The sequence below is a fragment of the Hyalangium gracile genome (genome assembly GCF_020103725.1).
GTDB lineage: Bacteria > Myxococcota > Myxococcia > Myxococcales > Myxococcaceae > Hyalangium > Hyalangium gracile.
Map to the genome: position 1 here is coordinate 58,326 of NZ_JAHXBG010000040.1, position 12,814 is coordinate 71,139.

Annotated in this window: 11 protein-coding genes and 1 pseudogene; 7 read left to right on the forward strand and 5 right to left on the reverse strand. The window is 69.0% G+C overall.

The genetic code is table 11. The features are described from left to right. The 5 genes from KY572_RS44290 to trpS all read right to left on the reverse strand — a co-directional run bounded on the left by KY572_RS44290 (position 1) and on the right by trpS (position 8,927). Complete coding sequence (locus KY572_RS44290) at positions 1-3,531, reverse strand: protein kinase domain-containing protein (RefSeq protein WP_224249831.1); 3,531 nt, start codon at positions 3,529-3,531, stop codon at positions 1-3. A 21-nt stretch (positions 3,532-3,552) separates the two neighbouring features. Beyond that, entirely contained in the window at positions 3,553-4,662 is a 1,110-nt protein-coding gene (locus KY572_RS44295) for a hypothetical protein (protein ID WP_224249832.1), read from the reverse strand. Positions 4,663-4,670: 8 nt separating this feature from the next. Continuing rightward, entirely contained in the window at positions 4,671-5,459 is a 789-nt protein-coding gene (locus KY572_RS44300; RefSeq protein ID WP_224249833.1) for a zf-TFIIB domain-containing protein, read from the reverse strand. Positions 5,460-5,541: 82 nt separating this feature from the next. Beyond that, a complete protein-coding gene (locus KY572_RS44305; RefSeq protein WP_224249834.1) occupies positions 5,542-7,626 on the reverse strand; it encodes a S46 family peptidase in 2,085 nt (694 codons plus the stop codon). A 209-nt stretch (positions 7,627-7,835) separates the two neighbouring features. Further along, positions 7,836-8,927 carry a tryptophan--tRNA ligase gene (trpS, locus tag KY572_RS44310; RefSeq protein ID WP_224249835.1) on the reverse strand — a complete coding sequence of 364 codons (1,092 nt, stop codon included), beginning with the start codon at positions 8,925-8,927 and terminating at the stop codon, positions 7,836-7,838. A gap of 664 nt (positions 8,928-9,591) precedes the next feature. On the opposite strand from trpS, the gene KY572_RS44315 reads away from it, so the two are divergent. The 7 genes and pseudogenes from KY572_RS44315 to KY572_RS44345 form a co-directional block, all read left to right on the forward strand. Continuing rightward, positions 9,592-9,852 (forward strand): hypothetical protein, encoded by a 261-nt coding sequence (locus KY572_RS44315; RefSeq protein WP_224249836.1) that lies wholly within the window; start codon positions 9,592-9,594, stop codon positions 9,850-9,852. Further along, positions 9,845-10,339, forward strand: coding sequence for a hypothetical protein (locus KY572_RS44320; RefSeq protein WP_224249837.1), 495 nt, complete (start codon positions 9,845-9,847; stop codon positions 10,337-10,339). The genes KY572_RS44315 and KY572_RS44320 overlap by 8 nt, the downstream gene beginning before the upstream one ends. A gap of 410 nt (positions 10,340-10,749) precedes the next feature. Next, on the forward strand, positions 10,750-11,079 hold the full coding sequence (locus KY572_RS44325) for a hypothetical protein (RefSeq protein ID WP_224249838.1): 330 nt from the start codon (positions 10,750-10,752) through the stop codon (positions 11,077-11,079). Beyond that, the gene (locus KY572_RS44330; RefSeq protein WP_224249839.1) at positions 11,072-11,275 is read left to right on the forward strand and encodes a hypothetical protein; all 204 of its coding nucleotides are present in this window, start codon (positions 11,072-11,074) and stop codon (positions 11,273-11,275) included. The genes KY572_RS44325 and KY572_RS44330 overlap by 8 nt, the downstream gene beginning before the upstream one ends. Then, positions 11,268-11,648 carry a hypothetical protein gene (locus KY572_RS44335; RefSeq protein WP_224249840.1) on the forward strand — a complete coding sequence of 127 codons (381 nt, stop codon included), beginning with the start codon at positions 11,268-11,270 and terminating at the stop codon, positions 11,646-11,648. The genes KY572_RS44330 and KY572_RS44335 overlap by 8 nt, the downstream gene beginning before the upstream one ends. Further along, the gene (locus tag KY572_RS44340) at positions 11,645-12,070 is read left to right on the forward strand and encodes a hypothetical protein (protein WP_224249841.1); all 426 of its coding nucleotides are present in this window, start codon (positions 11,645-11,647) and stop codon (positions 12,068-12,070) included. Before KY572_RS44335 ends, KY572_RS44340 begins: the two co-directional genes overlap by 4 nt. 162 nt (positions 12,071-12,232) lie before the next feature. Continuing rightward, positions 12,233-12,589 (forward strand): annotated as a pseudogene (locus tag KY572_RS44345) (single-stranded DNA-binding protein); the annotation flags it as partial. Positions 12,590-12,814: the final 225 nt, after the last annotated feature.

The following is a 12,814-nucleotide window of genomic DNA, read 5'->3' on the forward strand; positions in this document are numbered from 1 at the left end:
TCAGCGAAGCCCGCCGGCTGCGGGATGTGCTGTCCCTGGTGGTGCTGGGAGCCATCGCGCTGGCCTTGCAGCAGCGGAGCCTCCCGCTTCCGCTCGAAGCGTCTCTCGCAGCCAGCGCTGGAGCGCGGCGGGCTCCAGCGGCAGATCGTCGGGCCACAGCCGGACCGTGCCATCCTTGCTGGCCGAGGCCACCCTCCGCCCATCCGGGGAGAAGGCCACCTGGACGACTCCGCCGGTGTGGCCCTGGAGCACCCGGCTCTCGCCGCTCTCCACATCCCACACCCGCACCGTGCGATCGTCACTCGCGGTGACCAGCCGTCCGCCCTCGGGTGACCAGGCGAAGTGGTTCACCTGGTCCAGGTGGCCCCGCAGCACTCCGCGCGCCTCGCCCGTCCACACGTCCCACAGCCGAGGGGAGTTGTCGCCCTGGCTCGAGCTGATCAGCCGCTGGCTGTCCGGAGAGAACCCCACCGCGAGCACTCCGATGCCGCCCACGTCGATCCGGCGCCCCTTGCCGGCGGGCAGCTCCTGGAGCCAGAGCGTGTGGTCCTTGCTGCCGGAGACCAGCCAGCGACCATCCGGTGAGAAGGCCAGCGCGACGACCACGTCATCGCTGGTGTGCAGCGCTCGCCCCTGTCCGTTCCGCAGCTCCCACAGCCGCAGCGCGTTGTCCTCACCGCCCGAGGCCACGAAGCGCCCATCCGGTGAGAAGGCCAGGCTGAGCACGCCGCCCTTCAGATGCTGCCCCAGCTTGCGCTCGCTCCCGGTGAGGGGCTCCCACAGGCGCACGAAACCGTCCGCGCTCCCGATGGCCACCCACTTGCCGTCGGCGGAGTACTCCAGCGCGCGGATGGAGTGCGCGGAGACGGGGAGCGCCTGCAGCTCCCGGCCCGTCCGGTCCCACAGGCGCACGGTGCCATCATCGCCGCCCGTGACGACGCGTTCTCCATCCGCCGACGACCGCACGAGCGGGACAGCACCCCGGTGGCCGCCCATCTCCACGGCCTGACCGCCCGAGGGGCTCCACCTGCGCACGCGCCCATCCGCTCCCGAGGACACCAGGGTGTGCCCGTCCGCCGAGAACCGCAGGGAGAGCACAGGCCCGGCATACTGGCCGACGATCTGGGACGAGTGGGCCTCCACCGGGAACACCCGGGTGACACCGTCCACGCTGGCCACGGCGAGCCGCTGCCCGTCCGGAGAGAACGCCAGTGACGTCACCGCGTCCTCGGCGCCGCGCAGCACGCGACCCTGGCCGGTGTTCACGTCCCACAGCCACGCCAGGCGATCGCGGCCACCCGTGGCCACCCAGCGTCCATCGGACGAGAAGGCGAGCGGCGCCGGCGGCTCCTTGGAGCCCTCGAAGACACGCGCGGTGCCGGTGGCCAGATCCCAGAGCCGCACGGTGCCGTCATGCGAGCGCGAGGCGAGCTTCGTCCCATCCGGAGAGAAGGCCACGGACTGGACGCGGTTCGTGTGGCCCTCGAGCACGCGCACCTTGCCGGTGGCGGCCTCCCAGAGCCGGACCTTCCCATCCACGCAGCCGGTGGCGATGAGCTTCCCGTCGGGAGAGAAGGTGACCTGGTAGGGCGCGGCCGGGTGCGTGCCGAGGCTCCGGCTCTGACCGGTCTCCACGTCCCACAGCCGCAGCGTCTTGTCGTCCTTGCCCACCGTCACCAGCTGGCGCGAGTCGCGCGAGCTGTCCAGGCTCGCGACCCACCCCTCGTGCTTGCCCAGGCGCTGCCCCTTGCCCTCGGGCAGGTCCCAGCGCCACACCTCGCCATCCACGCTCGAGGTGAACACGTGCCGACCGTTCGGGGAGAAGACCACTCCGAGGATGGGAGCGACGTGGCCTCGGAGCACCTGGCTCCCGGCGCTCTCCACGCTCCACAGCCGCAGCGTCCGATCCTTGCCCGTGGTGGCCAGCCACCGGCCATCGGGAGAGAAGGCGGCGCGCCACACCTCATCCTCGTGCGAGCCCAGCAGGCGCATCTCGCCGCTGTGAGCGCCCCACAGGCGCACCGTGCGATCATCACTCACGGTGGCCACCCACTGGCCCTCCGGCGAGAAGGTGACGAAGTTCACGCCCTGGGTGTGGCCGCGCAGCAGCAGGGCCAGCCCCCGGGCCTGGGCGTCCGCGGCGATGACTCGCGCCGTGCCCCACTGGGTGAAGGCCGGCGACAGGGTTCCGAGCCACTCGAGCGCCTTGTTCGGGAACCGCTCCACCGCCGAGCGGGCCTCCACCAGCGTGAGCTGATCGGCGCGCACCGTCGCCTGGTGCGAGGCCGCCTCGGCCTCGGCCTGCTTGTGCTCGGCCCGATCCCTCTCCGCCATGATGCGCCGCACGCTGAGCGCGCCCATCGTGCCCAGCGCCGCCAGGGCGATGCCCGCCACCGCCACCACCGCCCGGTTGCGGCGGATGAAGCGCCGCACCAGATCCAGCCGCGAGTAGTGGTGCGCACCCACGAGCTGCCCCATGAGGAAGCGCCGCAGATCCTCCGCCAGGGCCCGCGCCGTCGGGTAGCGCCGCGCCGGATCCCTCGCCATGGCCTGGGTGACGATGGCCAGCAGCTCCTCCGGAATGCCCTGCTGCAGTCGCTCCAGCGGGGGTGGGGGACCGGCGATCACCCGATCCAGCACCTCGGAGGCACTGCCCACCCCATAAGGCCGGGTGCCGACGAGCAGGTGATAGAGGATGGCTCCCAGCGCGTAGACATCCGCGCGCTCGTCCACGGGGCGCCCCGCGGCCTGCTCGGGCGGCATGTACGCGGGCGTCCCCAGCACGATCCCCGCCAGCGTGTGGTTCGGCTGGCCCTTCGAGAAGCTGGGGGTCGCCGAGTCCGCGTCGAACTCGAGCGTCGGGGCCTCGGACGGACTCGGAGCCGCGTCCGGCTCGGTGAGCTGCTTGGCCAGCCCCCAGTCGATGACCACCGTCTCGCCGAACTCACCCACCAGCACGTTGGCGGGCTTGAGATCGCGGTGGATGATCCGCTGGCTGTGCGCGTAGGCCACCGCCTCCGCCACCGCGAGCACATGCGGCAGCAGCGACAGCCGCTCGCCGAAGCTCTTCGTCTCGGAGAGCCGCTCGTCCAGCGAGCGCCCGGAGACGAGCTTCATCGCATAGAAGGGCTCGCCATTGGACCAGCGCCCCGCCTCGTAGATGGGGACGATGCCGGGGTGCTGGAGGCGGGCGGTCACCAGCGCTTCATTGAGGAAGCGGCCCTCGTCCGGCCCCTGGGGATCCAGCAATTCCTTGAGGGCCACCGGCCGGCCCAGCCGCACGTCCCGGGCCCGAAGGATGCGGCCGATTCCGCCCCGAGCGAACACGCCCTCGACGACATAGGTCTGCTTGTCCACCACCGGCAGGTGCTGGGCATCTGGAAGGGGAGGGGGCTTGGGCCGCGCCCTCGCGTCGCCCCCGGAGATGAGCGTCCCGGCGAGATCCACCGTGGGCGGCGTCTCCGCCGAGGCGCTCGGCTCTGGGGCAGCCCCCTCGGGACTGGGAGGGGAGTCTCTGGAAGAGTCGCTCATATCCCTCCCGGTGGGAGCTTCCTACTGCTGTGGCGCCTGGGCGTCGACCAGGATCCGGTGCCGGTAGAGCTCCACCAGGATGTCGTCGTGGAGATCCGCCTGCTTCTCGTCTCGCAGCCGCTGGCGCACCTCCTCCACGGGAGCCTTGCCGTTGAACTCCACCAGCAGCGCGTACGCCTCGCCCGGCAGGGCCACCGCGTCGTACTCGCTATAGGAAGCCAGGGCGATGCTCCCATCCTGGAGCCACTGGATGGTGGCGCCCGGGTTGAGCTTGAGGACCTTCGGGAGCTTGGGCGCCACGGCCTTCTCGTGGAGCCGCTTGAGCACCGACAGCTCGACGATTCCATCCAGCCCCAGCAGGTTCTCGAACTCCTCGGAGGACAGGGCGCGGACGCTCTCGAAGCAGCGCACGTAGAACTCCTGCTCCCGTCCCACCCACGGGTTCCAGAGCTCGGCGTAGTCCTTCTCGGGCAGGGGCTTGTCGTCGAGATCCTCGATCGTCAGCGGCGTGGTCGCGACATCCGCCTTGTCCTTGCCCAGGAGCACGTAGTCCGGGAGCAGCTGGAGCAGCGCGTAGCGCGACAGCTGGATCTCGGCCAGGGTGAGCCACGTCTTCAGCGTCATCCAGAACTTCCGGCCGTCCGCGCCCGCCACGTACTTGCAGAAGTACGTCGAGCACACGGCCTCGCGGTAGCGCCAGATGGTGCACAGGCCCCCGTTGGACTCGTAGTAGGGGCAGCGCAGCGCCTGGGCCCGCCCGAACGCCTGCTTCGAGTTCGTATAGAGGAGGTTGTAGCGGGTGGGCGCCTTGATCCACTGGGGGTTCACGGCGACGCCGCGGGTGATCTTCTCCTGGATGCGCCGGCGGCCCTCGGCCATGGCCGGGTCCGTGTCCGAGAGGATGGCGCCCACCAGGTAGTTCGGCAGCCGAGGGTGGTAGGTGCAGCACTTGGTGTCCGGCCGGAAGAACCGGTTCACCCCGTCCACGGACTCGATGCGGATGGGGTTGGCCGTCTCGCACATGGCGCACGAGGAGCACGTGGCCTTGGTCTCGACGGGGATGGGCCCCTGGAAGAAGGAGGGAAAGAGGCCCCGATAGAGCTCGGGGAGGCTGTCGAGGATGGAGGGCATGGGCACGTTCAGAAGAGGTCGCCGATGCCACCGGCGATGTCGAAGAAGAGCTCGATACCGAGCTCGATGAGATCAATGCCTGTCTCCACCGCCTCGGCCACATCCATGCCCTCGGCCGCCTGGCCCCCATCCGAGGTGGGCAGGGTCACCGCGCTGGTCGCCCGCGCCTGGGCGTCGACCTTCCGGAAGAAGCTGTCCATCCCCATCTGGTCCATGAGGAGCTGGGCCGCCACCGCGGGAGCCACCACGGCGCCGGCTGCCGCGGCCACCGGCCTCAGGTCCTCGACGGTGGACCCCAGGGCCTTGGGATCCAGGATGCACACGGGAGCACGGCAGTGGGGGCACGCGGACTCCCCCTCCAGGGAGATGGCGCCGCCACAGTCCGAGCACTGGAGCAGCTGGACGTGCTTCTTCAGCTCCACCAGCTCCTTGGGGTTGAGGCTCCGGACGATCGCCTTCTCCCGCAGGAACTGGAAGAAGGTGATGAAGTGCCCATGCTCCTGGGGGCAGCGGAAGTACTGGTAGCGGTTGCCTCGGGACAGATCATGCGAGCGGGCCAGCTTCGCGCGGCACCGAGGGCAGGAGAGGGGCTCCTCGAGGCGGTGGTGCTGCTGACCGCTCTGGCCGTGGATCTGCTGGAAGAGCCGGAGCACGCCGTTTGCCGAGAGGTGGATGCTCTCCCGGCTGTCGAACCACAGGCCGTGGCAGGTGGGGCAGACGTCCAGCAGGACGCGAGCGCCGCGAGAACCCTCGAATCCCTCCTCGACGGTCCTGGACTTACAGGCAGGGCAGTTCATTTGGCCCCATCCTATAAAGAGAAGAGGCTGCCTGGGGGCCCCAGACAGCCTCTCGAACTTCAAGGGGTTACGCCGGACCGGCTCACCCGGCGGGCTTGGCCTTCACGGCGGGCTGCTTGGTGGGCCGCAGCTCCTCGAGCACGCGCGTGGCGTTGTAGACCTTCTGGAGCGACTCGATGATGGCGTCGCTGTGGACGGACACGGTGCGGTTGACGCTCTCGTCGAAGCCGAAGTCCCCGCCGAGCGACTGGCTGTTGCCGTCGAACACCAGGCCGACGACCTCGGCGTTCTTGTTGATGATGGGCGAGCCGGAGTTGCCGCCGATGATGTCGTTGGAGCTGACGAAGTTCATCGGGGTGGAGAGCTTGAGCTTGCCCTTGGCGTCCAGCCAGGTCTTCGGCAGGGCGAACGGGTCCTCACCGGTGTGGCGCTCGAAGGTGCCGGACATGACGGTGATGGGGTTCACCTTCTTGCCGTCCTCCATGTAGCCCTGCACCGAGCCGTACGAGAGGCGCGGGCTGAAGGTGGCGTCCGGGTAGACGTTGGTGCCGTACACCTCGAACTTGGCCTTGGCCACCAGCTCGCTGTTCTTCTTCATCACCGACTCGATGTTCTCCTCGAAGTTCTTGCGGATGGCGCGGCCGTCCGGGTCCACCAGCACGGCCAGCTTGATCATCGGATCCTGGGAGGCGGTGATGGCCTTCTTGCCCCCCTTGAACAGCTCCTCGCGGACCTTGGGATCGCGCAGCTGGGTGCCATTCACCAGACGGGTGGCCATCGTGCGCGGAGACTCCTTGCCGAGCACCTTCTTCACGAAGGGGTGATCGGGGCCGAGCTCCTCGCGCAGCTTGGTGAGCGTGAACTCGAGCCGGGCGATCTCCAGCTCCGGGTAGATGGGGGCGGGGCTGAACAGCTGGGCCTTGAAGCCCGGCAGCCGCGCGTCGCTGTACTCGCGCAGGCGCTGGCTGTTGTCCTTGGGCAGCTCGTCGGCGGCGCGCACCAGGGCCTTGGCGATGTCGAACAGCTCCGAGCCGAAGCCCTGGCCGTGCTCGATGTAGCCCAGCTCCTTGCGGATGCTCTTGAGCTGCTCCACGGCCTTGGCGATCTCGTCCCACGCCGCGCCGTACTTCTTCTTCAGCTCGGGGTTGGCGTCGACCTTCTGGCGCAGCTCCTGCTCGGCGGCCACCTTGGAGGCGAAGAACTTCTTGTCCTGCAGCGCCTCGACGCGGCCCTTGATGGCCTTGAGGCCGTTCTCCACGCCGAACTTGAGGTTGTTGGAGATGCGCTCCTGCTCCGGGCCGCGCTTCTGGAACTCGTTGATCATTCCGCGGATCTCGGCCAGCGTCAGCAGCTGCCGGGGCATGGCCACATCCCGCTGGAACTCCAGCTCCGCGATGGTGAGCCCGCGCGAGGTGCGGCCCGGGTTGCCGGAGACGAAGGTGAGCTCGCCGTCCTTGGCGCCGCTCTTGGACCACGGGAAGTAGTGCTCCGTGGGAGCCGGCTTGCCGCCCTCGTAGATGCGCAGGAAGGTGAGATCCAGATCGTAGCGGGGGAACTCGAAGTTGTCCGGGTCGCCGCCGAAGAAGGCGATGGCGTGCTCGGGGGCGAACACCAGGCGCACGTCCTGGAAGCGGCGGTACTTATAGAGGTGGTACTGGCCGCCCTGGTAGAGCGTCACCAGATCGCAGCGGACCTGGTCGGAGGTGGCGCACTCCTTCTCGGCCTTGGACATCTCGGCCTTGAGGGTGTCGGCGTACTGCTTGCCCGTCAGGCCCTGGGTGGCCTTGTTGAGCCGCTCGGTGACATCGGTGATGTCGGTGAGCTGGTTGATCTCCATGGCGGGGCACTGGACTTCCTCGGCGGCCGTCTTGGCGTAGAAGCCGTTGGCGATGAAGTCCTTCTGGGCGTTGGAGAGCTGCTCGATGCAGCGGCGGGCGCAGTGATGGTTGGTCATCACCAGGCCATTGGGCGAGACGAAGCTGGCCGAGCAGCCGCCAGCGATGCGGGCCGAGGCCAGGCGCACCTTGTCGAGCCAGGGCTGCGTGGGCTCGAAGCCGTACTTCTCCTTCACCTTGGCGGAGGGGAAGTTGTTGTACGTCCACATGCCCTCATCGGCGAGCGCGGGGAGCGCGCCGATCAAGGCCGCAACGACGACCAGACGCTTCATTTGAAAGGTTCCTTTCCGGGGAGCCGGGTGCGCGCGTTCTGCGGGAAGCCAGGTCCACGGTCAAGCAGGGAGAATTCCCGGCCCCTGAACGACCGGGCGGGCATTTGATTTCCGAGTTCTGCAAGTTCCCACAACCGCGATCCGACCCGCTGAATTCGGCGGGTAGGACATGACGCGGTGTGGCGTGGACGCCACGTGCGCGAGCGGGACTACGGCCAGTAGTCCAGATGCATGGCCTTGCGGACCTGGGAGAGCGTGTTCGCGGTGACTTCGCGGGCCCGGTCGGTGCCGTCCTTGAGCAGGCGCATCACTTCGGCGGGATCCTTGGCGAAGTCCTCGCGGCGCTTGCGGATGGGGCCGAGGAGCGCCTCGAGCACCTCGGCCAGACGCTTCTTGACGACCGAGTCGCCCAGGCCGCCGCGCCGGTAGTGGTCCTTGAGGCCCTGGACCTTCTCGGTATCCGGATCGAAGGCATCCAGGTAGGTGAAGACGGGGTTGCCCTCGACGGTGCCAGGATCCTCCACGCGCAGGTGCTTGGGGTCCGTGAACATGCCCTTGATCTTCTTGGCCACGACGTCCGCGGGGTCCGAGAGGTAGATGGCGTTGCCCAGGGACTTGCCCATCTTGCTCTGGCCATCGGTGCCTGGCAGGCGGGCGATCTGCGGGATGAGGGCCTCGGGCTCCACGAGGACTTCGCCGTAGATGCGGTTGAAGCTGCGGACGATCTCGACGGTCTGCTCGATCATCGGCTTCTGGTCTTCGCCAACTGGGACCAGGTGGGCCTTGAAGGCGGTGATGTCCGCCGCCTGGCTGACCGGATAGCAGAGGAAGCCAGCGGGAACCTGAGCCTCCATCTCGCGGAGCTCGGCCTCGGGAGTGTCCGCGGGGGCGCGCAGGATGCGGCGGAACTCTTCCTTGACCGTGGGGTTGCGCTGCAGGCGGGCCACGGTGACGAGGTTCAGGTAGTACATGTCGAGCTCGGCGAGCTCGGGCAGCATGGACTGGATGCAGAAGGTGGAGATCTTGGGGTCGAGCCCGACGGCCAGGTAGTCGAGGGCGACCTCGGTGACGTTCTGGCGGACCTTGGCCGGGTTGTCGGCGTTGTCGGTCAGCGCCTGCATGTCCGCCACCAGGATGAAGGTGCGGTACTGGTGCTGGAGCTGAACGCGGTTCTTGAGCGAGCCGACGTAGTGCCCGAGGTGGAGGGGACCGGTGGGACGGTCGCCAGTGAGAATCGTCTTGATGGGCGCCTCCAGGCTTAAGGGACCTGTGCGTTTAGCGACCTCGTACGGGCCCGTCAATTTGGATGAGGAGCGCCAGTGGATGTGACGGCCGGAATCAACGGGGAAGGGACAGGGAAATCGGCCGGCGGGGAGCCCTGGAAGCAGGCCGGAAAGCCGGGCCCACAGGCCTCAGGAACGCCGTGTCCGAAGTTTACATAACGCATCTTATCAGACTCGCAGACAATCTTATGCCGAGTGACTTCGCGGGTTTGGCCGTTGGCACCTACCTGCCGCCTCGCTTGCCGTGCAGCCCGTCACGGGCGCCTTTCCTGCCGGGTGAACCGCGCGCCTTCCGTCCGCGCTTCCCGGCCGCAGTTGCTGCCCATTCCGCCGCTCGCGCATTGCGCTGGAGCGGGCCCATGGGCGCCAACCCTCCTCGCCAGCTCCGCGCGGTCTGGCGAGGCCGACGCCGCGGAGCTCGGGCCTGACGGCCCTCGGGCTCGAGCTCCGTGGCGGGCTGTTTCCCCTCCGCGCTTCCCGAGCCTCGCCATGGCCCACCGTCACCCGGCGCGCAGAACGCGCGTCACCCGCCGTGTCTCCCCGCGCAGTCCCTGCCAGCGCCTTCTCGAGAGGCTGGACGATCGCACCGTCCACGCCTTGCTGGCGCTGGCGCACTCCCTGGCGCTCGTGGGCGCCTTTCAGGCCCGCTCCCGCCAGTGCCGCGCTTCCTCGGAGGCCGCCCATGGCTGAGCGCAACCTTCAAGGCGCCGCTGGGGCTGCGTCGCGCTGCCAGTGCGGCATTGTCCTCCAGTCCCTCGTGTCTCTGGAGCTCGGCAAGTGCGCCACCTGCCGCATGCAGGAGCGCGCGACGATGCCGCTGCTGGCCCTGCTGGCCAAGCGTCGCAGGGACCTGGGCGCGCTCGGCTCCGCGGGCGAGCTCGAGGCCGAGGTGAAGTTCGTTCAGCTGCAGGTGCGCGTGCGGGAGGACATCGCCAATGGCTGACCTCCAAACTCTCCGCCAGGAGCTCGAGGCCGCGCGCCAGGCCGTCCCCACGCACAAGGCGCTGCTGACGATCGCGGAGCAGTTGCGCGCGCCTACCGGGAGCCCCTTCTGGGAACTCGTCGAGCTGCTCGGCCACCTGCGCGAGGCGCTCGCCGCGGCACAGGCAGAGCTGCCGTCTCCTCCCTCCTGGAAGACCGAGGGGCTTCGTCCCGCCGTCTGCCTCAGGTGCGGTGAACGCGAGTGCCGGCCAGTGCCGTACATCGAAGTCGAGATGCGCGACGCCGGCAGGGCCGTGGACGCCGTCGAATCCGTCGAGTGCGACCCTCGTGAGTCCGTGGCGTTCCGCTCCGGCTGGCGCTTCGCGTACCTGGACCAGCTCTCTCGCGCGTGCGCTGACGAGCTCGGCGGCGTGTGTGTCTGGTGTGCCCACGGCGCTTCAGCCCAGCGCTGGCAGGCCTTCAAGGAGTGGGAGGCCAGCCATGGCTGAGCGCGCAAACCGAGGCAGGCCTGTTCACCTCATGGGGCCGCGCTCGCAAGCTGTGTGCGGCCCGCCACTGACGCGCCACCGCCGCTGGACGGCTGACCTCGGCCGGGTGACCTGCCAGCACTGCGTAAACGCCACCAAGCAAGACCCCTCACCAGCGTCGCGGCCGAGGCGCCAGGCCTCTGTTTCTGCCCCGCTCGCCCGTGAGATCGCCAGGGTGCTCGATGGGCTCGAGGAGACGGCCGGCGAGGTGAGGCAGCTGCTTCAGGCTGCCGAGGAGTCCGGAGTTCGGCCGGAGGTTGCTCAGTGGGCTGACGCCCTCCGGGCAGAGCTCGAGGTACGGCGCGGCTTCTGGGCCTGGGTGCGGAAGAGCCTCGCTGCTGACGCTGCGGACAAGAGTCAGGAGGCCTCCCATGACTGAGCGACTCCACACCCTTGACTGCGCCCGGAGGCTCGCCGCGGCGACGCGGGCCCGCCACGAGTACCGGCTTCTCTGGCCCGAGGCCTGCGAGCAGTGCAAAGGCGCCGGGGGCGCCTGGCTCAAGGACCTCGTGACGGGCCGTCCCGCCTTCGAGGAGTGCACGCGCTGCCTCGCCTACAGCCTCTGTCCGCGATGCGCCTCCGAGGAGTCCATCACCGGGCGGACCGCTCCCCAGTGCACTGAGTGCCGGTGGAACCTGAAGACGCCCGGTGAGCCGGCCGCGCCGGCGTGCACCTGTCACCCGGAGGCGTCCCATGGCTGAACTCACGCTCGAGGAGACGCGTCAGGTTCAAGAGTTCCGGCGTGACGAGGAGCAGGAGCGCTCGTGCGACGAAGGACGCCACAAGGCGCACGTACTCTGGGACTGGCGGTGCGCTCACTGCTGGGCCCTGCTGCACGCGCGTTGTGGTGAGGAGATCGACCGCTGCACCTGCCCGCCGAAGGTGCGCCATGGCTGACCTGCGCGAGCGGCTCGCGGCCGAGGCCGCTGCCAAGCCCTGTGAGTGGGGACTGTATGACGAGGCACGAGGCAACTACCCTTGCCGGCGCCACGCTGGCGGTGTGCTCACGTTCGGCGCGACGTTCTGCAACAAGGCCCAGGGACTCTGGGCGTCCGTGGAGCAGGCCAACGAACGCCTCTTCCAGCTCGAGTGCCAGCGAGTCGTCTCGGAGCTGCCCCAGGGCTGGTCTTTCGTCGGCGTGGACCGGGCCGAGCGCTGGGCGGTGAGAGACCCCCAGGGAACGAAGTACACCGCGGGCAGCGTGGCGGAGCTGCTCGCGAAGGTCCGCGCGGCGTGTGGGGCCGGCCCCCAGCAAGGGAACCTCCTGTGAGCCAGCGCCACTCGGATGAGTACCACCAGGATGTCGAGGCCTGGCGTCAGCGAGCCCAGCAGCGCCTGAGCCGAGCCCTCGACAACCTCTCGGCCGCCGACGACCGGAGGGAGCGCAAGGTGCGTGCGCCTCGGTTCAGCGACGAGGAGATGGAGCGCCTCGCGCTTCAGGCCCGGCGCTTCGTCAGCGAGAAGGCCTCACGCTGGCGAAAGCGCCCGATGCCGCCGCTGGAGTTCGTCCGCGAGGCCGCGATGGGCCTCGTCGCGCTCCTCGAGGAGGTGCCCCAGGAGGAGGGGCTCGCTGAGCTGAGGCAGGTGTTCGCACGCATTGCGCACGGGCTCGAGCTTGAACGCAGTGCGCGCGTGCTGCAGCCGAAGCGCAGTGCGCGCGGCTCGAGGACTCGCAAGGGAGGCTCGCGGTGAGCCCGAACCCCGCCATCACTAAGTGCGCCCTCTGTGGCCACTTCCTCTCGTATCACCAGGCCTCGGGCTGCACGTGCACGCGCCGAGGTGCGCGCCGCGGCACCCCATGCGGTTGCTTCAGTCCCGAGAACGACAACCCTTCACCCACCAGCAGCACCACCAATGGAGAGACTCATGAGCGGCGTGAACAAAGTGATCATCGTCGGCAACCTGGGGGCGGACCCCGAGGTCAAGTTCGTCGGCAAGGAGTCTCAAGCCGTCGCGAACTTCCGCATCGCCACCACGGAGAGCTGGACGGACAAGGCCGGCCAGAAGCAGAGCCACACGGAGTGGGTGCACGTGGTGGTGTGGGGGAAGCTCGCGGAGCTCTGCGGCCAGTACCTGAAGAAGGGGCGCCAGGCGTACGTGGAGGGCAAGCTGCGTACGCGCGAGTACACGGACAAGGCGCAGCAGAGGAAGTGGGTCACCGAGGTGGTGGCCGAAACGGTGACCTTCTTGGGCTCGAACCCCAGGACCGAGCGCTCGGAGGATGCAGCAGCCTGAGCGAGGAGACGGGCCACTCCGTGTGGCCCGGAGCTCGGCTCACCCTCGAGCGCCTTGGACTAAGTCCAGAGCTCTGGGGGCCCCTGCCCCCCCCTACAGGGGGCGTGCCACTGGCGCTTCAGTACGCGGTGATGCGCGAGGAGCGGGCGCGAGACATGGCGCCGTGCGACCTCGAGCGCGCGGCGCTCGCTCCTCAACCCG

Coding starts and splice junctions, on each gene's coding strand:
- KY572_RS44290 (WP_224249831.1), bottom strand. CDS start 3,531: ATGAGCGACTCTTCCAGAGACTCCCCTCCCAGTCCCGAGGGGGCTGCC.
- KY572_RS44295 (WP_224249832.1), bottom strand. CDS start 4,662: ATGCCCTCCATCCTCGACAGCCTCCCCGAGCTCTATCGGGGCCTCTTT.
- KY572_RS44300 (WP_224249833.1), bottom strand. CDS start 5,459: ATGAACTGCCCTGCCTGTAAGTCCAGGACCGTCGAGGAGGGATTCGAG.
- KY572_RS44305 (WP_224249834.1), bottom strand. CDS start 7,626: ATGAAGCGTCTGGTCGTCGTTGCGGCCTTGATCGGCGCGCTCCCCGCG.
- KY572_RS44315 (WP_224249836.1), top strand. CDS start 9,592: ATGGCTGAGCGCAACCTTCAAGGCGCCGCTGGGGCTGCGTCGCGCTGC.
- KY572_RS44320 (WP_224249837.1), top strand. CDS start 9,845: ATGGCTGACCTCCAAACTCTCCGCCAGGAGCTCGAGGCCGCGCGCCAG.
- KY572_RS44325 (WP_224249838.1), top strand. CDS start 10,750: ATGACTGAGCGACTCCACACCCTTGACTGCGCCCGGAGGCTCGCCGCG.
- KY572_RS44330 (WP_224249839.1), top strand. CDS start 11,072: ATGGCTGAACTCACGCTCGAGGAGACGCGTCAGGTTCAAGAGTTCCGG.
- KY572_RS44335 (WP_224249840.1), top strand. CDS start 11,268: ATGGCTGACCTGCGCGAGCGGCTCGCGGCCGAGGCCGCTGCCAAGCCC.